At 49.4% G+C, this 20,040-nt stretch carries 23 protein-coding genes; 10 read left to right on the top strand and 13 right to left on the bottom strand.

The annotated features are described in order from the left end of the window. The first annotated feature begins 369 nt into the window (after nt 1-369). The 9 genes from tdcA to cyuA all read left to right on the top strand — a co-directional run bounded on the left by tdcA (nt 370) and on the right by cyuA (nt 12,094). Entirely contained in the window at nt 370-1,308 is a 939-nt protein-coding gene (gene tdcA, locus BEB54_RS13105) for a transcriptional regulator TdcA (RefSeq protein WP_000104211.1), read from the top strand. 98 nt (nt 1,309-1,406) lie between these two features. Next, nucleotides 1,407-2,396 (top strand): bifunctional threonine ammonia-lyase/L-serine ammonia-lyase TdcB, encoded by a 990-nt coding sequence (gene tdcB, locus BEB54_RS13115; protein ID WP_000548345.1) that lies wholly within the window; start codon nt 1,407-1,409, stop codon nt 2,394-2,396. A 21-nt stretch (nt 2,397-2,417) separates the two neighbouring features. Next, nucleotides 2,418-3,749, top strand: a complete 1,332-nt coding sequence (gene tdcC, locus BEB54_RS13120) for a threonine/serine transporter TdcC (RefSeq protein ID WP_000107721.1) — start codon at nt 2,418-2,420, stop codon at nt 3,747-3,749. A gap of 25 nt (nt 3,750-3,774) precedes the next feature. Continuing rightward, entirely contained in the window at nt 3,775-4,983 is a 1,209-nt protein-coding gene (tdcD, locus tag BEB54_RS13125; RefSeq protein ID WP_105276788.1) for a propionate kinase, read from the top strand. A gap of 33 nt (nt 4,984-5,016) precedes the next feature. Beyond that, nucleotides 5,017-7,311, top strand: a complete 2,295-nt coding sequence (gene tdcE, locus BEB54_RS13130; RefSeq protein ID WP_105276787.1) for a 2-ketobutyrate formate-lyase/pyruvate formate-lyase — start codon at nt 5,017-5,019, stop codon at nt 7,309-7,311. Between the two features lie 13 nt (nt 7,312-7,324). Beyond that, complete coding sequence (locus BEB54_RS13135; protein ID WP_000719990.1) at nt 7,325-7,714, top strand: enamine/imine deaminase; 390 nt, start codon at nt 7,325-7,327, stop codon at nt 7,712-7,714. Nucleotides 7,715-7,785: 71 nt separating this feature from the next. Next, nucleotides 7,786-9,150 carry an L-serine ammonia-lyase gene (tdcG, locus tag BEB54_RS13140; RefSeq protein WP_000622094.1) on the top strand — a complete coding sequence of 455 codons (1,365 nt, stop codon included), beginning with the start codon at nt 7,786-7,788 and terminating at the stop codon, nt 9,148-9,150. A gap of 274 nt (nt 9,151-9,424) precedes the next feature. Further along, nucleotides 9,425-10,756: an amino acid permease gene (locus BEB54_RS13145; protein WP_000401598.1), complete on the top strand. Its 1,332-nt coding sequence runs from the start codon at nt 9,425-9,427 to the stop codon at nt 10,754-10,756. A gap of 27 nt (nt 10,757-10,783) precedes the next feature. Next, nucleotides 10,784-12,094 carry a cysteine desulfidase gene (cyuA, locus tag BEB54_RS13150; protein ID WP_105276786.1) on the top strand — a complete coding sequence of 437 codons (1,311 nt, stop codon included), beginning with the start codon at nt 10,784-10,786 and terminating at the stop codon, nt 12,092-12,094. 132 nt (nt 12,095-12,226) lie between these two features. Here cyuA and yhaL read toward each other — a convergent pair whose 3' ends face one another. Both yhaL and BEB54_RS13160 read right to left on the bottom strand, forming a co-directional pair. After that, complete coding sequence (yhaL, locus tag BEB54_RS13155; protein ID WP_001306007.1) at nt 12,227-12,391, bottom strand: protein YhaL; 165 nt, start codon at nt 12,389-12,391, stop codon at nt 12,227-12,229. A 22-nt stretch (nt 12,392-12,413) separates the two neighbouring features. Then, a complete protein-coding gene (locus tag BEB54_RS13160) occupies nt 12,414-13,115 on the bottom strand; it encodes a pirin family protein (RefSeq protein WP_105276785.1) in 702 nt (233 codons plus the stop codon). A 104-nt stretch (nt 13,116-13,219) separates the two neighbouring features. Here BEB54_RS13160 and yhaJ point away from each other — a divergent pair, with 104 nt between their 5' ends. Next, the gene (gene yhaJ / locus BEB54_RS13165) at nt 13,220-14,116 is read left to right on the top strand and encodes a DNA-binding transcriptional regulator YhaJ (protein ID WP_001603817.1); all 897 of its coding nucleotides are present in this window, start codon (nt 13,220-13,222) and stop codon (nt 14,114-14,116) included. Between the two features lie 50 nt (nt 14,117-14,166). On the opposite strand, the gene BEB54_RS13175 is transcribed toward yhaJ, so the two are convergent. The 11 genes from BEB54_RS13175 to yqiM all read right to left on the bottom strand — a co-directional run bounded on the left by BEB54_RS13175 (nt 14,167) and on the right by yqiM (nt 19,934). After that, complete coding sequence (locus BEB54_RS13175) at nt 14,167-14,523, bottom strand: DUF805 domain-containing protein (protein ID WP_001198788.1); 357 nt, start codon at nt 14,521-14,523, stop codon at nt 14,167-14,169. Between the two features lie 241 nt (nt 14,524-14,764). Continuing rightward, nucleotides 14,765-15,130 (bottom strand): DUF805 domain-containing protein, encoded by a 366-nt coding sequence (locus BEB54_RS13180; RefSeq protein ID WP_001352918.1) that lies wholly within the window; start codon nt 15,128-15,130, stop codon nt 14,765-14,767. A gap of 282 nt (nt 15,131-15,412) precedes the next feature. Next, nucleotides 15,413-16,399: a glutathionyl-hydroquinone reductase YqjG gene (yqjG, locus tag BEB54_RS13185; protein WP_000531184.1), complete on the bottom strand. Its 987-nt coding sequence runs from the start codon at nt 16,397-16,399 to the stop codon at nt 15,413-15,415. Between the two features lie 247 nt (nt 16,400-16,646). Next, nucleotides 16,647-17,039, bottom strand: coding sequence for a DoxX family protein (locus BEB54_RS13190; RefSeq protein WP_000732238.1), 393 nt, complete (start codon nt 17,037-17,039; stop codon nt 16,647-16,649). Between the two features lie 186 nt (nt 17,040-17,225). Beyond that, nucleotides 17,226-17,525: a YqjK-like family protein gene (locus BEB54_RS13195; RefSeq protein ID WP_000096086.1), complete on the bottom strand. Its 300-nt coding sequence runs from the start codon at nt 17,523-17,525 to the stop codon at nt 17,226-17,228. After that, the gene (locus tag BEB54_RS13200; RefSeq protein WP_000785722.1) at nt 17,515-17,919 is read right to left on the bottom strand and encodes a phage holin family protein; all 405 of its coding nucleotides are present in this window, start codon (nt 17,917-17,919) and stop codon (nt 17,515-17,517) included. The genes BEB54_RS13195 and BEB54_RS13200 overlap by 11 nt, the downstream gene beginning before the upstream one ends. Nucleotides 17,920-17,921: 2 nt before the next feature. Next, nucleotides 17,922-18,227 carry a DUF883 family protein gene (locus BEB54_RS13205; RefSeq protein ID WP_000031415.1) on the bottom strand — a complete coding sequence of 102 codons (306 nt, stop codon included), beginning with the start codon at nt 18,225-18,227 and terminating at the stop codon, nt 17,922-17,924. Nucleotides 18,228-18,264: 37 nt separating this feature from the next. Continuing rightward, nucleotides 18,265-18,633 carry a DUF1090 family protein YqjC gene (gene yqjC / locus BEB54_RS13210; protein WP_001352920.1) on the bottom strand — a complete coding sequence of 123 codons (369 nt, stop codon included), beginning with the start codon at nt 18,631-18,633 and terminating at the stop codon, nt 18,265-18,267. Between the two features lie 146 nt (nt 18,634-18,779). Further along, nucleotides 18,780-19,163, bottom strand: coding sequence for an EnvZ/OmpR regulon moderator MzrA (gene mzrA / locus BEB54_RS13215; protein ID WP_001166773.1), 384 nt, complete (start codon nt 19,161-19,163; stop codon nt 18,780-18,782). A gap of 3 nt (nt 19,164-19,166) precedes the next feature. Then, entirely contained in the window at nt 19,167-19,829 is a 663-nt protein-coding gene (gene yqjA, locus BEB54_RS13220) for a DedA family general envelope maintenance protein YqjA (RefSeq protein ID WP_000422149.1), read from the bottom strand. Between the two features lie 21 nt (nt 19,830-19,850). Next, nucleotides 19,851-19,934, bottom strand: a complete 84-nt coding sequence (gene yqiM, locus BEB54_RS29325; protein ID WP_211180508.1) for a protein YqiM — start codon at nt 19,932-19,934, stop codon at nt 19,851-19,853. Nucleotides 19,935-20,040: the final 106 nt, after the last annotated feature.

Below are 20,040 nucleotides of genomic sequence, written 5' to 3' on the forward strand. Positions count from 1 at the left end.
CATTATTTATCGCTGAAAATGATTTATTTATAATAAAATTTGATAACTTGCTCATAAAATTTAACTCAAAATTTGCCTGGTAATTATCCGCTAATTGCTTGAAATATGGTCGCAGCTGCTTTTTTTTATTAACCACATAACGAATGATGTTATCGCCATAAAATATGGTTATCCCTGTCATTTTTTTTGACAAAAATCAGGGTTTATGCTGATTTATATACTTTAACTTATTGATATATAAAAATATTTAATTGATACAGTGATGTCCAAAAAAGTATTGAAAGTTAATTTGTGAGTGGTCGCACATATCCTGTTCATTTCATTTTGATACACTTCATGCCGTCAATGAGGTTATTAACGTAGGTAGTTATGAGCACTATTCTTCTTCCGAAAACGCAGCATCTGGTAGTCTTTCAGGAAGTCATTAGAAGTGGCTCTATCGGCTCGGCTGCAAAAGAATTAGGGTTAACTCAACCCGCCGTCAGTAAAATCATTAACGATATTGAAGACTATTTTGGCGTGGAATTAGTGGTGCGGAAAAATACCGGTGTAACATTAACACCTGCCGGTCAATTGTTACTCTCCCGTTCCGAATCCATTACCCGTGAAATGAAAAATATGGTTAATGAGATAAGCGGTATGTCTTCTGAGGCGGTGGTGGAAGTCTCATTTGGTTTTCCTTCATTGATTGGTTTTACTTTTATGTCCGGGATGATCAACAAGTTCAAAGAGGTGTTTCCGAAAGCGCAGGTTTCTATGTATGAAGCGCAACTGTCTTCGTTCCTACCGGCAATCCGCGACGGTCGCCTGGATTTTGCGATTGGTACGTTAAGCGCAGAAATGAAGCTTCAGGATTTACATGTTGAGCCGCTGTTCGAGTCCGAGTTTGTGCTGGTAGCCAGTAAGTCCCGAACATGCACCGGCACCACCACGCTGGAGTCGTTGAAGAACGAACAGTGGGTGTTGCCACAAACCAATATGGGGTACTACAGCGAGCTGCTCACCACGTTACAAAGAAATGGCATCAGTATTGAAAACATCGTTAAAACTGACTCAGTCGTGACAATTTATAATCTTGTCCTCAATGCTGATTTCTTAACTGTAATTCCTTGTGATATGACGTCACCTTTTGGTTCTAATCAATTTATTACTATCCCGGTTGAAGAAACATTACCTGTGGCACAATATGCCGCGGTATGGTCGAAAAATTATCGTATTAAAAAAGCAGCATCGGTTTTGGTGGAATTAGCCAAAGAGTATTCATCTTATAATGGGTGTAGACGAAGGCAATTAATAGAAGTTGGTTAGTTATTTGTTTTTATTTAAACATAAATAATCCACCTGTCTGTTTTGCAGGTGTCGGTTACGGTTACCTACATATTTAATTCAGGCTAAGAGGTTTTATAATGCATATTACATACGATCTCCCGGTTGCTATTGATGACATCATTGAAGCAAAACAACGACTGGCTGGGCGAATTTATAAAACAGGCATGCCTCGCTCCAACTATTTTAGTGAACGTTGCAAAGGTGAAATATTCCTCAAATTCGAAAACATGCAGCGTACCGGTTCATTTAAAATTCGTGGCGCATTTAATAAATTAAGTTCACTGACCGATGCGGAAAAACGTAAAGGTGTAGTGGCCTGCTCTGCGGGCAACCATGCGCAAGGGGTTTCGCTCTCCTGCGCGATGCTGGGTATCGACGGTAAAGTGGTGATGCCAAAAGGCGCGCCGAAATCCAAAGTAGCGGCAACGTGCGACTACTCCGCTGAAGTTGTTTTGCATGGTGATAACTTCAACGACACTATCGCTAAAGTGAGCGAAATTGTCGAAATGGAAGGCCGTATTTTTATCCCACCTTATGATGATCCGAAAGTGATTGCCGGTCAGGGAACGATTGGTCTGGAAATTATGGAAGATCTCTATGATGTCGATAATGTGATTGTGCCAATTGGCGGTGGCGGTTTAATTGCTGGTATTGCGGTAGCGATTAAATCAATTAACCCGACTATTCGTGTTATTGGCGTACAGTCAGAAAACGTTCACGGCATGGCGGCTTCTTTCCACTCCGGAGAAATAACCACGCACCGAACTACCGGCACCCTGGCGGATGGTTGTGATGTCGCCCGCCCGGGTAATTTAACTTACGAAATCGTTCGTGAATTAGTCGATGACATCGTGCTGGTCAGCGAAGACGAAATCAGAAACAGTATGATTGCCTTAATTCAGCGCAATAAAGTCGTCACCGAAGGCGCAGGCGCTCTGGCATGTGCTGCATTATTAAGCGGTAAATTAGACCAATATATTCAAAACAGAAAAACCGTCAGTATTATTTCCGGCGGCAATATCGATCTTTCTCGCGTCTCTCAAATCACCGGTTTCGTTGACGCTTAATTAATTCGTTGAGGATAGGATATGAGTACTTCAGATAGCATTGTATCCAGCCAGACAAAACAATCGTCCTGGCGTAAATCAGATACCACATGGACGTTAGGCTTGTTTGGTACGGCAATCGGCGCCGGGGTGCTGTTCTTCCCTATCCGCGCAGGTTTTGGCGGACTGATCCCGATTCTTCTGATGTTGGTATTGGCATACCCCATTGCATTTTATTGCCACCGGGCGCTGGCGCGTCTGTGTCTTTCTGGCTCTAACCCTTCCGGCAACATTACGGAAACGGTGGAAGAGCATTTTGGTAAAACTGGCGGCGTGGTTATCACGTTCCTGTACTTCTTCGCGATTTGCCCACTGCTGTGGATTTATGGCGTTACTATTACCAATACCTTTATGACGTTCTGGGAAAACCAGCTCGGCTTTGCACCGCTGAATCGCGGCTTTGTGGCGCTGTTCCTGTTGCTGCTGATGGCTTTCGTCATCTGGTTTGGTAAGGATCTGATGGTTAAAGTGATGAGCTACCTGGTATGGCCGTTTATCGCCAGCCTGGTGCTGATTTCTCTGTCGCTGATCCCTTACTGGAACTCTGCAGTTATCGACCAGGTTGACCTCGGTTCGCTGTCGTTAACCGGTCATGACGGTATCCTGATCACTGTCTGGCTGGGGATTTCCATCATGGTTTTCTCCTTTAACTTCTCGCCAATCGTCTCTTCCTTCGTGGTTTCTAAACGTGAAGAGTATGAGAAAGATTTTGGTCGCGATTTCACCGAGCGTAAATGTTCACAAATCATCTCTCGCGCCAGTATGCTGATGGTTGCAGTGGTGATGTTCTTTGCCTTTAGCTGCCTGTTTACGCTGTCTCCGGCGAATATGGCTGAAGCGAAAGCGCAGAATATTCCAGTGCTTTCTTATCTGGCTAACCACTTTGCGTCCATGACCGGTACCAAAACAACGTTTGCAATTACACTGGAATATGCAGCTTCCATCATCGCACTCGTGGCTATTTTCAAATCTTTCTTCGGTCACTATCTGGGGACGCTGGAAGGTCTGAATGGTTTGATTCTGAAGTTCGGTTATAAAGGTGACAAAACCAAAGTGTCGCTGGGTAAACTGAATACTCTCAGCATGATTTTCATCATGGGCTCCACCTGGGTTGTTGCCTACGCCAACCCGAACATCCTCGACCTGATTGAAGCCATGGGCGCGCCGATTATCGCATCCCTGCTGTGCCTGTTGCCGATGTATGCCATCCGTAAAGCGCCGTCTCTGGCGAAATACCGTGGTCGTCTGGATAACGTGTTTGTTACCGTGATTGGTCTGCTGACCATCCTGAACATCGTATACAAACTGTTTTAATCCGTAACTCAGGATGAGAAAAGAGATGAATGAATTTCCGGTTGTTTTGGTTATTAACTGTGGTTCGTCTTCGATTAAGTTTTCCGTGCTCGATGCCAGCGACTGTGAAGTATTAATGTCAGGTATTGCCGACGGTATTAACTCGGAAAATGCATTCTTATCCGTAAATGGGGGAGAGCCAGCACCGCTGGCTCACCACAGCTACGAAGGTGCATTGAAGGCAATTGCATTTGAACTGGAAAAACGGAATTTAAATGACAGCGTGGCCTTAATTGGCCACCGCATCGCTCACGGCGGCAGTATTTTTACCGAGTCCGCCATTATTACCGATGAAGTCATTGATAATATCCGTCGCGTTTCTCCACTGGCACCCCTGCATAATTACGCCAATTTAAGTGGTATTGAATCGGCGCAGCAATTATTCCCGGGCGTAACTCAGGTGGCGGTATTTGATACCAGTTTCCACCAGACGATGGCTCCGGAAGCTTATTTATACGGCCTGCCGTGGAAATATTATGAAGAGTTAGGTGTACGCCGTTATGGTTTCCACGGCACGTCGCACCGCTACGTTTCCCAGCGCGCGCATTCTTTGCTGAATCTGGTGGAAGATGACTCCGGCCTGGTCGTGGCGCATCTTGGCAATGGCGCGTCAATCTGCGCAGTTCGCAACGGTCAGAGTGTTGACACCTCAATGGGAATGACGCCGCTGGAAGGTTTGATGATGGGTACCCGCAGTGGCGATGTCGACTTCGGGGCGATGTCCTGGGTCGCCAGTCAAACCAACCAGAGCCTGAGTGACCTGGAACGCGTAGTGAATAAAGAGTCGGGATTATTAGGCATTTCCGGTCTTTCTTCGGATTTACGTGTTCTGGAAAAAGCATGGCATGAAGGACACGAACGCGCGCAACTGGCAATTAAAACCTTTGTTCATCGAATTGCCCGTCATATTGCCGGACACGCAGCTTCATTACGTCGCCTGGATGGAATTATATTCACCGGCGGAATAGGAGAGAACTCAAGTTTAATTCGTCGTTTGGTCATGGAGCATTTGGCTGTATTAGGCGTAGAGATTGATACAGAAATGAATAACCGCTCTAACTCCTTTGGTGAGCGAATTGTTTCCAGTGAAAATGCGCGTGTCATTTGCGCCGTTATTCCGACTAACGAAGAAAAAATGATTGCTTTGGATGCCATTCATTTAGGCAAAGTGAACGCGCCCGCAGAATTTGCATAATTTAGTTGAAGTATTGTAGAGAGATTATTTTTCATGAAGGTAGATATTGATACCAGCGATAAGCTGTACGCCGACGCATGGCTTGGCTTTAAAGGTACGGACTGGAAAAACGAAATTAATGTCCGCGATTTTATTCAACATAACTATACACCGTATGAAGGCGATGAATCTTTTCTCGCCGAAGCGACGCCAGCCACCACGGAATTGTGGGAAAAAGTAATGGAAGGCATCCGTATCGAAAACGCGACTCACGCGCCATTGGATTTCGATACTAATATTGCCACCACGATTACCGCTCATGATGCGGGATATATTGACCAGCCGCTGGAAAAAATTGTTGGCCTGCAAACGGATGCACCATTAAAGCGCGCGCTGCATCCGTTCGGCGGTATTAATATGATTAAAAGTTCATTCCACGCATATGGCCGTGAAATGGACAGCGAATTTGAGTACATCTTTACCGATCTGCGTAAAACCCATAATCAGGGCGTATTTGATGCGTACTCACCGGATATGCTGCGCTGCCGTAAATCGGGTGTACTGACTGGTTTGCCAGACGGTTATGGTCGTGGGCGTATTATCGGTGACTACCGCCGCGTAGCGCTTTACGGCATCAGTTATCTGGTACGTGAACGCGAACTGCAATTTGCCGATCTCCAGTCTCGTCTGGAAAAAGGCGAAGATCTCGAAGCCACTATCCGTCTGCGTGAGGAGCTGGCGGAACATCGTCGTGCGCTGTTGCAGATTCAGGAAATGGCGGCGAAATACGGTTTTGATATCTCCCGTCCGGCGCGGAATGCGCAGGAAGCGGTGCAGTGGCTCTACTTCGCTTACCTGGCGGCAGTGAAATCACAGAACGGCGGCGCAATGTCTCTTGGCCGTACGGCATCGTTCCTCGATATCTACATTGAGCGCGACTTTAAAGCTGGCGTGCTCAATGAGCAGCAGGCACAAGAACTGATCGACCACTTCATTATGAAGATCCGTATGGTGCGCTTCCTGCGTACGCCGGAATTTGATTCGCTGTTCTCTGGCGACCCGATCTGGGCGACGGAAGTGATCGGTGGGATGGGGCTGGACGGTCGTACGCTGGTGACCAAAAACTCTTTCCGTTATCTGCACACCCTGCACACTATGGGGCCAGCACCGGAACCAAACCTGACCATTCTGTGGTCGGAAGAATTACCGATCGCCTTCAAAAAATATGCCGCGCAGGTGTCTATCGTCACCTCTTCCTTGCAGTATGAAAACGACGATCTGATGCGTACTGACTTCAACAGCGACGATTACGCGATTGCCTGCTGCGTTAGCCCGATGGTGATTGGTAAGCAAATGCAGTTCTTTGGTGCACGCGCTAACCTGGCGAAAACGCTGCTCTACGCAATTAACGGCGGGGTGGACGAGAAGCTGAAGATTCAGGTCGGCCCAAAAACAGCACCGCTGATGGACGACGTGTTGGACTACGACAAAGTGATGGACAGCCTCGACCACTTTATGGACTGGCTGGCGGTGCAGTACATCAGCGCGCTGAACATCATCCACTACATGCACGACAAGTACAGCTACGAAGCCTCGCTGATGGCGCTGCACGATCGTGATGTCTATCGCACTATGGCGTGCGGCATCGCGGGCCTGTCAGTGGCGACGGACTCCCTGTCTGCCATCAAATATGCCCGCGTGAAACCAATCCGTGACGAAAACGGCCTGGCGGTGGACTTTGAAATCGATGGCGAATATCCGCAGTACGGCAACAATGATGAGCGTGTAGACAGTATTGCCTGCGACCTCGTTGAACGTTTTATGAAGAAAATTAAAGCGCTGCCGACCTATCGCAACGCCGTCCCTACCCAGTCGATTCTGACTATCACTTCTAACGTGGTGTACGGGCAGAAAACCGGTAACACGCCGGACGGTCGTCGCGCCGGAACACCGTTCGCACCGGGCGCTAACCCGATGCACGGTCGTGACCGTAAAGGTGCCGTGGCCTCGCTGACGTCGGTGGCGAAACTGCCGTTCACTTACGCCAAAGACGGTATCTCGTACACCTTCTCAATTGTCCCGGCGGCGTTGGGCAAAGAAGATCCAGTACGTAAAACCAACCTTGTCGGCCTGCTGGATGGGTATTTCCATCACGAAGCGGATGTCGAAGGCGGTCAACACCTCAACGTCAACGTAATGAATCGGGAAATGCTGCTGGATGCCATCGAGCACCCGGAAAAATATCCTAACCTGACAATCCGTGTCTCTGGCTACGCCGTGCGCTTCAACGCACTGACCCGTGAACAGCAACAGGATGTTATTTCACGTACTTTTACCCAGGCGCTCTGACGCCGGAGGATGTATGAAAAAGATTATCGAAACGCAACGTGCCCCAGGCGCAATCGGCCCTTATGTTCAGGGTGTTGATTTAGGCAGCATGGTCTTCACCTCCGGGCAAATTCCGGTTTGCCCGCAGACAGGTGAGATCCCGGCTGATGTGCAAGATCAGGCGCGTTTAAGCCTCGAAAACGTCAAAGCGATCGTGGTTGCTGCCGGGCTGAGCGTGGGCGATATCATCAAGATGACCGTGTTCATCACCGATCTGAATGATTTTGCCACCATCAATGAAGTCTATAAGCAGTTCTTCGATGAGCATCAGGCGACCTACCCGACCCGGAGCTGTGTGCAGGTCGCGCGTTTGCCGAAAGATGTGAAGCTGGAAATTGAAGCCATCGCAGTACGTAGTGCGTAAAGCCTCGTGAGCGGGACGGTCGCAAGGTCGTTCCGCTCCACTTCACTGAACGGCAATCCGAGGGTGTGGATATGATTAGTGCATTCGATATTTTCAAAATTGGGATTGGACCCTCCAGTTCGCATACCGTGGGGCCGATGAATGCCGGAAAAAGTTTTATTGATCGGCTGGAAAATAGCGGCTTATTAACCGCGACGAGCCATATTATGGTCGATCTGTACGGGTCGTTGTCACTGACGGGCAAAGGCCATGCCACGGATGTCGCCATCATCATGGGACTAGCAGGAAACAGTCCGCAGGATGTTGTTATTGATGAGATCCCTGCATTTATTGAGTTAGTGACGCGCAGCGGGCGGTTGCCGGTGGCTTCTGGGGCGCATGTTGTTGATTTTCCTGTAGCAAAGAACATTGTTTTCCATCCTGAAATGTTGCCTCGTCATGAGAACGGGATGCGGATTACTGCCTGGAATGGGCAGAAAGAGCTATTAAGCAAAACTTACTACTCAGTCGGTGGCGGATTTATCGTTGAAGAAGAACACTTCGGTCTGTCGCACGCTGTCGAAACCCTCGTACCTTACGATTTTCACTCAGCAGGTGAACTGCTGAAAATGTGTGATTACAACGGCCTGTCTATTTCTGGCCTAATGATGCACAACGAGCTGGCGCTGCGCAGCAAAGCGGAAATTGATGCCGGGTTTGCCCGTATCTGGCAAGTGATGCACGACGGCATTGAACGCGGGATGAATACCGAAGGCGTGCTGCCAGGACCGCTTAATGTGCCTCGTCGTGCCGTTGCGTTGCGTCGCCAGCTGGTTTCCAGCGATAACATCTCTAACGATCCGATGAACGTCATCGACTGGATCAACATGTACGCGCTGGCAGTGAGTGAAGAAAACGCAGCCGGTGGGCGCGTAGTAACAGCGCCGACCAATGGGGCGTGCGGCATTATTCCGGCTGTGCTGGCTTATTATGATAAGTTCCGTCGCCCAGTAAATGAGCGGTCGATTGCCCGCTATCTACTGGCAGCGGGGGCTATTGGCGCGCTGTATAAAATGAACGCTTCCATTTCTGGCGCGGAAGTCGGCTGTCAGGGGGAAATTGGCGTGGCCTGTTCAATGGCGGCGGCAGGGTTAACTGAACTACTGGGCGGCAGTCCGGCGCAGGTATGCAATGCGGCGGAAATTGCGATGGAGCATAACCTTGGTCTGACCTGCGATCCGGTTGCCGGACAGGTGCAAATCCCATGTATTGAACGTAATGCCATTAATGCCGTGAAAGCAGTAAACGCTGCGCGGATGGCGATGCGCCGCACCTCGGCACCGCGTGTTTCACTCGATAAAGTTATCGAGACGATGTATGAAACCGGCAAAGATATGAACGATAAATACCGCGAAACATCACGCGGAGGACTGGCCATTAAAGTGGTCTGCGGCTGACATTGCTGTCAGCTTTCATCCTTGGGTGCACAAATGTGCACCTTTTTTTTGTGATCTGCCGCAAATAGAGAATGAATATTCTCTTGCGGTTAATTTAGTAGAAAATTCTTATCCATCTCCATTATTTCAAAGTCTTGATTGTGAAGATTTTCTCTGACCTCGCGCGTATCATTTCCTTATTCTAATAACTCGCCTGCAAAAATGTAGACCGCATATCGCCTTGATGCGGCTAGGAAAAAAATAATAAGCCCTACAAAATATTGAGCGAGAAATTATGGAAATTGCATCGAATAAAGGCGTCATTGCAGACGCTTCGACCCCGGCAGGTCGTGCTGGAATGAGTGAGAGCGAGTGGCGAGAAGCGATCAAATTCGACAGTACTGACACCGGCTGGGTGATTATGAGTATCGGGATGGCGATTGGCGCAGGGATTGTTTTTCTCCCGGTGCAGGTCGGTTTGATGGGATTGTGGGTATTTTTGCTCTCATCGGTGATTGGTTACCCGGCAATGTATCTGTTTCAGCGGTTGTTTATTAATACGCTGGCAGAATCACCAGAGTGTAAAGATTACCCCAGCGTCATCAGCGGTTATTTAGGTAAAAACTGGGGCATCCTGTTAGGTGCGCTCTATTTCGTGATGCTGGTGATCTGGATGTTCGTCTATTCCACAGCCATCACCAACGATAGTGCTTCCTACCTGCATACCTTCGGTGTGACGGAAGGGTTGCTGTCAGACAGTCCCTTTTATGGTCTGGTACTGATTTGCATTCTGGTGGCGATCTCCTCACGCGGCGAGAAATTGTTATTCAAAATTTCGACGGGGATGGTGCTGACCAAGCTGCTGGTGGTCGCGGCGCTGGGCGTGTCGATGGTCGGAATGTGGCATCTGTATAACGTCGGTTCGCTACCGCCGCTGGGGCTACTGGTGAAAAACGCCATTATTACTCTGCCGTTTACCCTGACGTCGATTCTGTTTATCCAGACGTTAAGCCCGATGGTGATCTCTTATCGCTCGCGGGAAAAATCCATTGAAGTGGCGCGGCATAAAGCATTGCGGGCAATGAATATCGCGTTTGGCATTTTGTTTGTCACCGTCTTTTTCTACGCCGTGTCGTTCACGCTGGCGATGGGACATGACGAAGCGGTAAAAGCCTACGAGCAGAATATTTCCGCGCTGGCAATTGCGGCGCAGTTTATTAGCGGTGACGGCGCAGCGTGGGTGAAAGTGGTCAGCGTCATTCTCAATATCTTTGCAGTAATGACCGCGTTTTTTGGCGTCTATTTAGGCTTTCGCGAAGCAACGCAAGGGATCGTAATGAACATCCTGCGTCGTAAGATGCCTGCCGAGAAGATTAACGAAAATCTCGTTCAGCGCGGCATCATGATTTTCGCCATTTTACTGGCCTGGAGCGCCATCGTACTGAACGCACCGGTGTTGAGCTTCACCTCTATCTGTAGCCCGATTTTCGGCATGGTAGGGTGCCTGATCCCGGCGTGGCTGGTTTACAAAGTACCGGCATTGCACAAATACAAAGGGATGTCTCTGTACCTGATTATCGTCACTGGTTTATTGCTTTGTGTATCTCCGTTCCTGGCATTTTCTTGATTTACCTGAAATTTTAAGGTTTTTATTATGTTTAATTCGACTTTAAATCCGTTATGGCAGCGTTACATCCTCGCCGTTCAGGAGGAAGTAAAACCGGCGCTGGGATGTACTGAACCAATTTCACTGGCGCTGGCGGCGGCAGTTGCTGCAGCAGAACTGGAAGGTCCGGTTGAACGAGTAGAAGCCTGGGTTTCGCCAAATCTGATGAAGAACGGTCTGGGCGTCACCGTTCCTGGCACGGGGATGGTGGGGCTGCCGATTGCGGCGGCGCTGGGCGCGTTAGGTGGGAATGCCAATGCCGGGCTGGAGGTGCTGAAAGACGCAACGGCGCAGGCAATTGCCGATGCCAAAGCGTTGCTGGCAGCGGGGAAAGTCTCGGTTAAAATCCAGGAACCTTGCGATGAAATCCTCTTCTCACGCGCCAAAGTCTGGAGCGGTGAGAAGTGGGCGTGTGTCACCATCGTTGGCGGGCATACCAACATTGTGCATATTGAGACGCACAATGGCGTGGTGTTTACCCAGCAGGCCAGTGTGGCAGAGGGCGAGCAAGAGTCGCCACTGACGGTGCTCTCCAGAACGACGCTGGCTGAGATCCTGAAGTTCGTCAATGAAGTGCCGTTTGCGGCGATCCGCTTTATTCTCGATTCTGCGAAGTTAAATTGTGCGTTATCGCAGGAAGGCTTGAGCGGTAACTGGGGGCTGCATATTGGCGCGACGCTGGAGAAACAGTGTGCACGCGGTTTGCTGGCGAAAGATCTCTCTTCATCCATTGTGATTCGTACCAGCGCGGCATCCGATGCGCGTATGGGCGGCGCTACGCTTCCGGCAATGAGTAACTCCGGCTCGGGTAACCAGGGGATCACCGCAACAATGCCTGTGGTGGTGGTAGCAGAACACTTCGGGGCCGATGATGAACGGCTGGCGCGTGCGCTGATGCTTTCGCATTTGAGCGCGATTTACATCCATAACCAGTTACCGCGTTTGTCTGCGCTTTGTGCCGCAACGACCGCAGCAATGGGGGCCGCCGCCGGGATGGCATGGCTGGTGGATGGGCGTTATGAAACCATCTCGATGGCGATCAGCAGTATGATCGGCGATGTCAGCGGCATGATTTGCGATGGTGCGTCCAACAGCTGCGCGATGAAGGTTTCGACCAGTGCTTCGGCTGCGTGGAAAGCAGTGTTAATGGCGCTGGATGATACCGCTGTGACCGGTAATGAAGGTATTGTGGCGCATGATGTTGAGCAGTCGATTGCCAACCTGTGTGCGCTGGCAAGCCATTCGATGCAGCAAACGGATCGGCAGATTATCGAGATTATGGCGAGCAAGGCCAGATAAACACCTGGTTTTGGGTATCGTGTCGGATGCGATGCTGGTGCATCTTATTTGGCCTACGAGTTGTGCAATTTGTTGATGTTGCTGGTTTTGTAGGCCGGATAAGGCGTTTACGCCGCATCCGGCAACCTGTCTTTACGCGGTAGCTTCATCCTCGGCTAAACGCGTTTCAGCATCCGCGACAATGGCTTCCAGTTCGCTCAACATCTCTTCATAGCCAAAATTATTGGCGGTGCGAGCCGGTTCCTTCGCCACCACGGGCTTCACTGGCTGACGCTTTTTGGCCGATTTTTTACTCATCATCATCTCCCTGTAAAAACAACTAGACAGGCAAATCTATCAGCAAAGCGCGCAGTGGGGAATCGGCAACCAGCGTAATGTTAGCTTCGTCACGAATAAACGCCCCATCACCGCAGGTCAGCACCGCTTTCTCTTCATGATGCGTAAGCGCATGAAATTGCCCGTGAATCGATTGCAAATACGCGCGTGGCCCATGCAACTGGAAATTCGCACTTTCGCCTTTGTCTAGCACGATATGATGCAGCCATACTTGCTGGCGCAACTGCAGGCTTCCCATCGCCCCCTCTGGCGAGGCGATTAATTGCTGCTTGTCCATATTAAGCGCCAGCTTTTGAATCAGCGGATTCTCTCGCTGCGGGCAGGCATCCAGCCAAAGCTGCATTCGCGTTAACGGTTTGTCTTTGCTGAGATTGTGTTCGCTATAGCTGACACCCGGCTGGGTAGAGAGCAGCAACGCTTCACCTGCGTAGGCCTGAATATGATTGCCTTCGCTGTCGCGATACTCAGCTTCTCCATCCAGAATCACATTTAAAATATCGACTTTGGGATAGGTTCGTGGCTGAAAGGCGGCACCTGGGGCCAGAACTTCCTGGTTAAGCACACGCAGGGAGGCATAACCTAACAATTTCGGGTCGAAGTAGTGTCCAAAGGAAAAAGTATACCGGGCCTGCAACCATCCGTAGTCTGCTTGTCCACACTGCCTGGCAGTTCGGGTAGTAATCATAATTCTTGACCTCTCTTTACTTCCTTTTATGGTAAGGGGCTGGACGCTACATTGTTAGCCAGATATTCTGCCCGGTATGTTCAAATTTCCTGAATGAGAACGAAATGGCCAAAGAAAGGGCATTAACGCTGGAAGCACTACGGGTTATGGATGCGATCGATCGCCGGGGCAGTTTTGCGGCGGCGGCGGATGAGCTGGGACGCGTGCCTTCCGCACTTAGCTACACCATGCAAAAACTAGAAGAAGAGCTGGATGTGGTGTTGTTTGACCGCTCGGGCCATCGCACCAAATTCACCAATGTCGGGCGAATGTTGCTGGAGCGAGGGCGCGTTTTGCTGGAAGCCGCAGATAAACTGACTACCGATGCGGAAGCCCTAGCACGCGGTTGGGAAACGCATCTCACCATTGTGACCGAAGCGCTGGTACCGACACCTGCCTTTTTCCCGTTAATTGACAAACTGGCGGTAAAAGCCAATACCCAACTGGCAATCATCACTGAAGTGCTGGCAGGGGCGTGGGAACGGCTGGAGCAGGGGCGGGCGGATATTGTTATCGCGCCGGATATGCATTTTCGCTCCTCGTCGGAGATCAACTCGCGCAAACTCTATACCTTAATGAACGTCTATGTTGCCGCGCCTGATCACCCGATTCATCAGGAGCCGGAACCGTTATCTGAAGTGACGCGCGTGAAATATCGTGGAATTGCGGTGGCGGATACCGCTCGTGAGCGCCCGGTGTTGACCGTACAGCTGCTGGACAAACAGCCGCGCTTAACGGTGAGCACGATTGAAGATAAACGTCAGGCATTACTGGCGGGGCTTGGCGTGGCGACGATGCCGTATCCGATGGTCGAAAAAGATATTGCGGAAGGGCGGTTGCGTGTCGTCAGCCCGGAATCGACCAGCGAGATCGATATTATTATGGCCTGGCGTCGTGACAGTATGGGGGAAGCGAAATCCTGGTGTCTGCGGGAAATTCCCAAACTTTTTAGCGGAAAATAATATTTGTTATTTTTAATAAAAAGGGGCGAAATATCGCCCCAATTCTAAGATTAATTTGAACCAAACTTCGGATCGTTTCCGTAACGATTGCTGCCAGAATTGCCTTCTAAACAGGCAAATACAAACAGAACTAACCAGCCAATGACCGGTACCAGATAGAGAAGCGCCCACGCACCTGAACGGTCAGTATCGTGCAGACGACGAACGCACAGAGCAATGACCGGAATGATTGTTGCTGCCAGGTAAATGAGAGAAAGGAATGGAAACTCTAAACCTAAAATCAATTGAATGACATTGATAATAGTGCCGACGATGGCGTTAATCAGAGTAAACATCCAGTACTCTTTACGACGTGCACGACCAGAGAAACCAACATAATTTTTTAATACGGCTAAATACCACTGCATAAAAACATCCCTTTAATTAAAAGTTGCGAAAGTCTATTCCGGGGATGGAGTAAATGCTATTCGTATCTTTCTTTTTCGGATGTTATAAAGGTTTTGATATTTAAGATAAATACATGGCCGTTTTTTATATGTAATTTATATAACGACATTGAAATAATTTAAATAAACATTAGTAGATTATTTATTCATCAACATGATGATAAAAGCCGGATGAGTCAGACATCCGGCGAGGAGATTTGTTTTAAGGTTCCAGTTTCGGATCTGGTCCAAAGCGGTTTTCGCCTGGCGTACCTGCCTGGCAGTTAAAGACGATGATAATCAGCCAGCCGATAAACGGAATTAAGAACAGCAGTGCCCACCACGCCGAGCGGTCGGTGTCGTGCAGGCGGCGGAACTGAACTGCCCACCATGGTAAAAACACCAGAATACCGTAGATTGTCGTCAGGATGCCTTCGCCACCGGCGCGTTGCCAGCCTAACATTTTATCCAGCAGCCCCAGCACGAACGTAAAGATGATGTTGACCAGAATAAACATCCAGTACTCTTTGCGCCGCGCACGGCCCCGGAAACCGACATATTTTTTTAGTACTTTCAGATACCAGTCCATTTTTGCCTCAATTTTGCTCAATCACTTGTTTTTAAAGCAGCAAATTAAGAATAGACGTGAATGAAATGGCAGTAAATATTATCTCGATGAATTAATAAGGCGCTGTGAAGGATAAGGGCAAGCGCAAAATTGCCAGATGCGCTACGCTTATCTGGCCTGCGCGGTCATTGCAACATATTGAATATAAATGTTTTGTAGGTTTGATAAGGCGTTTACGCCACATCCGACATGAACAACACGCACTTAGCTAATTATCAGAGGCACCTCGTAAGGTGCCTTTTTTTAACCGAAGCGAACATCTCGTCCGTGCGGTTCATCGAGATCCTGCCACGGACCAATTGAAATAATCCCCGTAGGGTTGATGGTCTTATGGCTGCAGAAGTAGTGATTACGGATGTGAGCGAAATTGACTGTTTCGGCAATTCCCGGCATCTGGTAGATATCGCGCAGGAAGCCATACAGATTCAGGTAATCGCTGATGCGGTGCTTATCACACTTAAAGTGGGTCACATACACTGGATCAAAACGCACCAGTGTGGTCCACAGGCGAATATCGGCTTCGGTTAGCTGGTTGCCGGTCAGGTAACGATGCTGACCTAAAATCTGTTCCAGCCGCGCCAGCGATTCAAACACTTTCACCACTGCCTCGTCGTAGGCTTCCTGGCTGGTGGCAAAACCGGCTTTATACACGCCATTGTTAACGGTGTCGTAAATCCAGCCATTAAGTTCGTCAATTTTCGTTTGCAGGGCTGAAGGGTAGTAATCACCGGCTTTCGCGCCCAGCGCATCAAATGCAGTATTGAACATGCGGATGATTTCCGCTGATTCGTTGCTGACAATGGTGTGGTTCTTCTTGTCCCAGAGTACGGGAACAGTGACACGTCCGCTATAGTGTGGATCGGCGTGGAGATAAAGCTGATACAGAAACTCATGTTGATAGAGTGTATCGCCGGTTGCTCCCGGAAAACTGTCATCAAAGGTCCAGCCGTTTTCCAGCATTAACGGGTTCACTACGGAAACGGAAATAAACGGTTCCAGTCCTTTGAGTTTACGCATGATCAGCGTGCGGTGCGCCCACGGGCAGGCGAGTGAAACATAGAGATGATAACGATCTTTCTCTGCGGCAAAACCGCCTTTGCCAGTGGGGCCTGGCGCGCCATCGGCAGTGAGCCAGTTACGAAATGCGGAAGCTGAACGTTGAAATTTACCGCCGGTGGATTTGGTGTCGTACCAGGTGTCATGCCAGACGCCGTCAATCAGTTGACCCATTTTTCTCTCCTCCAATAGCAAAAACGAGGAGCGTTTCTCCTCGTTTGAGACTGATGGCAAACGCAAAACTGCCTGATGCGCTATGCTTATCAGGCCTACGAGGTTTCTGCAATGTATTGAATTTGCATGTTTTTGTAGGCCGGATAAGGCGTTCACGCCGCATCCGGCATGAACAACGCGCACTTTGTCAACAATCTGAAACGAGGAGTGTTCCCCCTCGTTTTTTATCGTTAAGTATAGCGCGTACTTACCACTTTTTATTCAACAGACGGTCGATGCTATACGCGCCCGGACCGGTAATCGCCAGCAGCAGGAATCCGCCAGAAATAGTCAGGTTTTTCATAAACATCAGTGAGTTCATGCCTTCTGCAAAATTGCTGTGAAATAAAAATGCCGTCAGCAGCGTAAAGCCCGCAGTAAACAGGGCAGTGGTACGTGTCAGGAAACCGAACAGGATTGCCAGACCACCACCAAACTCAAGCAGAATCACCAGTGGCAACATAAAGCCAGGGACACCCATCGCTTCCATATATTGTTGCGTACCCGCGTAGCCAGTAATTTTTCCCCAACCTGCCGTAATAAACAGAATCGGCATTAAAATGCGTGCGACCAGTACCCCAACATCTTCTAATTTTTTCATCTTACTCTCCACTGCGCCGCTCAGGCTGCTGATTGTTTTTTTGTGCAAGGGCGCGGTATTAGCGTCGTTGCTTTCGATGGAGAGAATCATAAACGTGGCGAAGCGTGATTGTTAGCAAGGAAAACTGTCAAATATTTTCAAAAAATTTGAGGAATAAGGCCGGAATGTCTCCGGCCAGAAAGGAAGTTAACCGCGAAGCTGTTGTTGCTTGAGGGTTGTTTTCACCAGACGCCAGGCGCTCCATACACCAAAACCGCGTCTGGCCCAGCGGACCAGCATATTGGGATGACGAATCGTCCAGATAGCCATCACACTACTGCCAACCAGCGCCCAGGAGCGCAGACTCAGCAGCATATTCCAGCGACGATCATAAGCGCCAGTCGCCTCCAGCCATTCACGACGACTGGCGGAAAGATCCAGCCGTTGTTGCTGGATCTGGCTAAGCAGTTGCGCCTTACGTCGTTCACGTTCGACTTTACTGCTCACGGGACTCCTCCTCGAGCAGTTGCCGATCGTTTGCCAGCTCATGGCGCGTATGGCGCAGTAAGGTAGATTTACGCGATTTACGTAACGTCCAGATACCGCCAATGAGTGCCAGTAGCAGCAACACCACGGTGGTGGCAATCATCGCATTCAGGCGATATTGCGGATCAACCGCCCAGATAATCAGCACCATCAGGCTCATAAGACCAAATGCAGCGAAAAGCATCGTCAGGCCCAGCATCAGTAAAAGCTGAAAGAGATTGGCTTTTTCCTCTTCCAGCTCCACCACCGCCAGCCGCAGACGTGTCTCCACCATTTCAACCATGATGGAAACAATTCGCTGCCCGATGCCCAGAACGCTTTTACCGGGCCCTTGCGCGTGATGAGTGTCCGCCATAATTAACGACGCGACAGCAGAACGCCGAGCACTACACCGATTGCAGCGCCAATGCCCACGCCCGTCCATGGATTTTCACGCACATACTCATCGGCACGCGCCGCCGCGACACGGGTTTGTTTGGCAATGGCATCACCGGTTTCACCCAGGCGATAACGGCTCTGTTTCAGTGCCTGCTCCGCTTTGCTACGAATCTTACTCAACTCTTCTTTCGACTTCTCGCCAGATGAGCTAAGCACCTCTTCCAGCGTATCGGAAAGGGATTTCAACTCAGCACGCAGATGTTCCGTAGTGTGTTCTTTCGACATAGTTTTCTCCAGGTGAGTAAGTAGTGACTATTGTGAGTTAGTAGTCGCGCGCTTCCAGCTTTTTCAGCTCTTCCTGCGCTTCTGCCAGTTTCCGTTCGCGTTTGGCAATCTTATCGGCATCGCCTTTTTGCTTCGCCTCGGCTAAATCTTGCTGGCGTTCCGCCACCTCATCTTTCTGCTTTGCGATTTTCTTCTGATGATCGGCACGCAGCTGGCTATCTGAACAGTTGGCCCGGACTTCACTCAGGGCTTTATTCAGACCGTCAATACGATTCTGGTTTTGGTGTTTTTCGGCATAGCTGATCTCCTTAAGGATATTTTGCTCCTTTTCCTGACACAGGGTAGTGGCATAACTACCGGTACTAAGAGCAAAAAGAGAAACAGCTAAAGCGATGCGGTATTTCATTCTTGAACCTTCCATTGTGATTCGGACCTATTACAAAGGAACGATTGTCCAGACAACGAAGCGGTAGTGTTGACCACCGCCTCATTAATCATAGACAGTTACGGTGAAATCACCAAAGTGAGTGATCTGTTTCGGATAACAGGAAGTTATCCGAAGCGATGAGAGTTATCCCGCAATCGGGTTAGCCACTGCATAGCCTGACTATTATTGTCCTGCTGCGCAATGATGTAGCCATGGGGCAATGTTCTGTCGAGAACCGCTTTTGCTGCGGCACTCTGGTCGCTGGAGTCAAACGTAATTAACAGAGTGTCGTTTTTAGGGGTGATGCTTTTGAAAGGAATGCCGTGAGCGTCAAGGTGATGCCAGATTGAAAAACCGTCTGGCATCGTTGTGCCTTGATGAACGGCACGAATCGCCAGCGTAGACTCTTGCTGGCGAACCGCGGACCAGGCCAGCAACAGCGTGCCGACCAGAAGTAAAACAGCGCCGGACCAGGTTAGCTGGCGAAGCGACATGCGAGGTATTTGCATCCCTTACCCCCGATTTCCATATTTCTTTTTCCATAACACGACCAGAGAACCTGCCAGGCCAAACACCAGCAGCACCACCGGGAGCAGCATCAGGCATGACATCAGCTGGTCCTCGTACTTTAAAAATACCGGCGTTTTGCCGAGCATGTAACCCAGAGTTGTCAGGATTAATACCCACAGCAGACCGCTCATCCAGTTGAAGAACTGAAAGCGCGCGTTATTCAGCCCTGATAACCCGGCAATCGTCGGCAGCAGTGTTCTGACAAACGCAATAAAGCGACCAATTAACAGCGCCGATAAACCGTGTTTATGAAAAAGATGGTGTGCGCGTTGATGATAATGCGCGGGTAAATGAGATAGCCAGTTTTGTACGGTGCGGGTATTGCCCAGCCATCGCCCCTGAATATAGCTGACCCAGCAGCCGAGGCTGGCGGCAACGGTCAGTAGCAGAATCGTTTGCGGATAGCCCATCGCGCCTTTCGCAATCAATACGCCGACCAACACCAGTAAACTGTCGCCTGGTAAAAAGGCCGCCGGAAGCAAGCCGTTTTCAAGGAACAAAATTACAAATAAAACAAAATAGAGCATGCCAATCATCGACGGATTGGCCAGGGTTTCAAAATCCTGCGCCCACAGGGCTTGCAGCAATTGGGTCAAAAGTTCCATTCATTATTCCTGGTGAATCGGTTAACGCCACGCTGGTTTTAAAAGATGCACTACCGCAATGTTATTGCTGTTTTGGTATGTTCTGCGGGTTTGATACATCAACACAGCCTGAACTATTCCCTGTTAAATCGTGAGATAAGAAAGCATTCAAAAGCATAAATTCAAATTGAATCTAATTGTAACAAAGGTCAACGTTGTTCGTTATCAAAAT

This window comes from Escherichia sp. MOD1-EC6021, assembly GCF_002965245.1.
GTDB classification, from domain to species: domain Bacteria; phylum Pseudomonadota; class Gammaproteobacteria; order Enterobacterales; family Enterobacteriaceae; genus Escherichia; species Escherichia coli_F.

What these genes read in the sequence shown, in the direction of transcription:
- tdcA (WP_000104211.1), top strand. Translation starts at nt 370, where the DNA reads ATGAGCACTATTCTTCTTCCGAAAACGCAGCATCTGGTAGTCTTTCAG.
- tdcB (WP_000548345.1), top strand. Translation starts at nt 1,407, where the DNA reads ATGCATATTACATACGATCTCCCGGTTGCTATTGATGACATCATTGAA.
- tdcC (WP_000107721.1), top strand. Translation starts at nt 2,418, where the DNA reads ATGAGTACTTCAGATAGCATTGTATCCAGCCAGACAAAACAATCGTCC.
- tdcD (WP_105276788.1), top strand. Translation starts at nt 3,775, where the DNA reads ATGAATGAATTTCCGGTTGTTTTGGTTATTAACTGTGGTTCGTCTTCG.
- tdcE (WP_105276787.1), top strand. Translation starts at nt 5,017, where the DNA reads ATGAAGGTAGATATTGATACCAGCGATAAGCTGTACGCCGACGCATGG.
- BEB54_RS13135 (WP_000719990.1), top strand. Translation starts at nt 7,325, where the DNA reads ATGAAAAAGATTATCGAAACGCAACGTGCCCCAGGCGCAATCGGCCCT.
- tdcG (WP_000622094.1), top strand. Translation starts at nt 7,786, where the DNA reads ATGATTAGTGCATTCGATATTTTCAAAATTGGGATTGGACCCTCCAGT.
- BEB54_RS13145 (WP_000401598.1), top strand. Translation starts at nt 9,425, where the DNA reads ATGGAAATTGCATCGAATAAAGGCGTCATTGCAGACGCTTCGACCCCG.
- cyuA (WP_105276786.1), top strand. Translation starts at nt 10,784, where the DNA reads ATGTTTAATTCGACTTTAAATCCGTTATGGCAGCGTTACATCCTCGCC.
- yhaL (WP_001306007.1), bottom strand. Translation starts at nt 12,391, where the DNA reads ATGAGTAAAAAATCGGCCAAAAAGCGTCAGCCAGTGAAGCCCGTGGTG.
- BEB54_RS13160 (WP_105276785.1), bottom strand. Translation starts at nt 13,115, where the DNA reads ATGATTACTACCCGAACTGCCAGGCAGTGTGGACAAGCAGACTACGGA.
- yhaJ (WP_001603817.1), top strand. Translation starts at nt 13,220, where the DNA reads ATGGCCAAAGAAAGGGCATTAACGCTGGAAGCACTACGGGTTATGGAT.
- BEB54_RS13175 (WP_001198788.1), bottom strand. Translation starts at nt 14,523, where the DNA reads ATGCAGTGGTATTTAGCCGTATTAAAAAATTATGTTGGTTTCTCTGGT.
- BEB54_RS13180 (WP_001352918.1), bottom strand. Translation starts at nt 15,130, where the DNA reads ATGGACTGGTATCTGAAAGTACTAAAAAAATATGTCGGTTTCCGGGGC.
- yqjG (WP_000531184.1), bottom strand. Translation starts at nt 16,399, where the DNA reads ATGGGTCAACTGATTGACGGCGTCTGGCATGACACCTGGTACGACACC.
- BEB54_RS13190 (WP_000732238.1), bottom strand. Translation starts at nt 17,039, where the DNA reads ATGAAAAAATTAGAAGATGTTGGGGTACTGGTCGCACGCATTTTAATG.
- BEB54_RS13200 (WP_000785722.1), bottom strand. Translation starts at nt 17,919, where the DNA reads ATGGCGGACACTCATCACGCGCAAGGGCCCGGTAAAAGCGTTCTGGGC.
- BEB54_RS13205 (WP_000031415.1), bottom strand. Translation starts at nt 18,227, where the DNA reads ATGTCGAAAGAACACACTACGGAACATCTGCGTGCTGAGTTGAAATCC.
- yqjC (WP_001352920.1), bottom strand. Translation starts at nt 18,633, where the DNA reads ATGAAATACCGCATCGCTTTAGCTGTTTCTCTTTTTGCTCTTAGTACC.
- mzrA (WP_001166773.1), bottom strand. Translation starts at nt 19,163, where the DNA reads ATGCAAATACCTCGCATGTCGCTTCGCCAGCTAACCTGGTCCGGCGCT.
- yqjA (WP_000422149.1), bottom strand. Translation starts at nt 19,829, where the DNA reads ATGGAACTTTTGACCCAATTGCTGCAAGCCCTGTGGGCGCAGGATTTT.